The sequence below is a fragment of the Marinovum sp. genome (assembly GCF_034669705.1).
In the GTDB taxonomy this organism is placed as follows: Bacteria; Pseudomonadota; Alphaproteobacteria; order Rhodobacterales; family Rhodobacteraceae; genus Marinovum.
Genome location: NZ_JAXMOR010000065.1, coordinates 1 through 2,115, shown reverse-complemented (window position 1 = coordinate 2,115; position 2,115 = coordinate 1). Strand labels below are relative to the sequence as shown.

Genomic DNA, 2,115 nt, shown 5'->3' with positions numbered 1-2,115 from the left:
ATCCGCAAAATGCACCGCGTATCGCGACCTCGGTGGCGTCTAGCGATATCCAGCTTGGCTGGCTCGAGCGATCCTACCATGTTGCGACATTAGATTATGACCGCGGCCTGATCGCCGAACGGATCACCGAATTTTTGCGGCGTTGCACAGCCTGAGAAAGCCGCAATCCACGCGATCATATCGCCGCCGCTTACACAGATCCGCCATCAGGGCGGAACCCTGACCCGCTGACCGGGGTTCTATTCCCTAGATGTCATCGGACAAAGGGCCCCCTTCTCATGCGAACCACACTGACTGTTAATGGCAAAGACCGTAGTCTTGATGCAGACCCCCGCACCTCGCTGCTGGATGCGCTGCGCAATCACCTGAACCTCACCGGCACCAAAAAAGGCTGCGATCACGGACAGTGCGGGGCCTGCACCGTCATGATAAACGGACGCCGCATCAATTCATGTCTCAGCCTTGCCTGCATGCATGACGGCGACGAAATCACCACAATCGAGGGGTTGGGCGACGAACACAACCTGTCGGACATGCAGCAGAATTTCGTGAAACACGACGGATTCCAATGCGGTTATTGCACCCCGGGTCAAATTTGTTCAGCCACCGCCATGCTCGAAGAATTCAAAGCCGGCTGGCCCTCCAATGTTTCGGGCAGCCTCACCGCGTCGCCCGAGCTGACCGATGCCGAAATATCAGAGCGGATGTCAGGGAATATTTGCCGCTGCGCCGCCTACCCCAATATCGTCGATGCAATCCGCGAAACCGCGGAGGAGCAGTCATGAAGCAGTTCGACTATATCCGCGCCAGTGCCAACAGCGATGTCACCCGCACCCCAGACGCGACAATCATCGCGGGCGGGACCAACCTGCTAGACCTCATGAAGCTAGAGGTGATGACCCCTGACAAACTTGTCGACATCTCGCGGCTGGACCTGAAACAGATCACTCCCACGCGCGACGGCGGGCTGCGTATCGGCGCTTTGGTCACGAACTCTGACCTCGCGGCGGATATGACGGTTCGCGAAGACTATGCCGCACTGTCGTCGGCCTTGTTGGCCGGTGCGTCGGGTCAGCTGCGCAACAAGGCGACCACCGGCGGCAACCTTCTACAACGGACCCGCTGCTATTATTTCTACGACACCGACCAACCATGCAACAAACGCGAGCCAGGTTCAGGCTGCGGCGCGATGGAGGGGGCGAACCGGCTTCATGCGATCCTTGGCGTCACCGACAAATGCATTGCCAGCCATCCCAGTGATATGGCCGTTGCGATGCAAATGCTGGGGGCCGAAATCGAGATCGAGGGCACGGATGGTGCCTCTCGCACGGTGCCGCTGTCCGAATTCTACCTGATCCCCACCGATCCCGCAGTTGAAACAGTTTTGCAATCGGGTGAACTGATCACCGCCGTCACTTTGCCCGCCCCTGCGGAGGGGAACCAGACGTATCGCAAAATACGCGATCGCGCATCCTACGCGTTTGCCATGGTATCAGTCGCGGCGCGGATCGAGGTATCGGAAGGCAAAATTACCCAAGCCGCAATCGCCTGTGGTGGCATTGGATCGATGCCGTGGCGCGACCCGGCGGTCGAAGAGGAGCTCGTCGGGCAAGAGCCTTCGGCCACCGTATTCAGTAAGGCCGCCGATATTCTGGTGGCAGATGCAGCACCCAAAGACGGCAACGCATTCAAAGTGCCACTGGCACGGCGCACGTTGATTGCCACACTCAAGGAACTGACGGGGGTACAGCAATGACCGACGGTATAAACATCTCGACCGCCGAACTGACGATGAAAGAACCCGACGACCGCAATCGGCTGGATGCCACGGTTCAAGGGTTGATCCACACCGGCATGGACCGTCCCGACGGCCCGCTCAAAGTTTCTGGCCGCGCCACTTATGCCCACGAAGACCAACCGGCGGGCATGATGACCGGCGTGCTTGTCCGCGCGCCTGTTGCAGGTGGGCAGATCACCGGATTGAACGCCGAAGCCGTGCGCAAGCTTGACGGTGTGCGCGACGTGTTTCACGGCAAGACCTTCCTGCGCAACCCTGCCCAAGGCACCGCAAACGAGGCCCCTGTCCAGCCGGATGGCAAGATTTCCTATATCGGG

General features: G+C 59.4%; 2 protein-coding genes and 1 pseudogene. All 3 read left to right on the top strand.

The genetic code is table 11. The features are described from left to right. Positions 1 to 278 precede the first annotated feature (278 nt). Complete coding sequence (locus tag VOI27_RS23100) at positions 279 to 785, top strand: 2Fe-2S iron-sulfur cluster-binding protein (RefSeq protein ID WP_323769022.1); 507 nt, start codon at positions 279 to 281, stop codon at positions 783 to 785. Next, positions 782 to 1,756 (top strand): xanthine dehydrogenase family protein subunit M, encoded by a 975-nt coding sequence (locus VOI27_RS23095; protein ID WP_323769021.1) that lies wholly within the window; start codon positions 782 to 784, stop codon positions 1,754 to 1,756. The genes VOI27_RS23100 and VOI27_RS23095 overlap by 4 nt, the downstream gene beginning before the upstream one ends. Then, positions 1,753 to 2,115, top strand: a pseudogene (locus tag VOI27_RS23090) (xanthine dehydrogenase family protein molybdopterin-binding subunit); the annotation flags it as partial. The gene VOI27_RS23095 and the pseudogene VOI27_RS23090, both read left to right, overlap by 4 nt.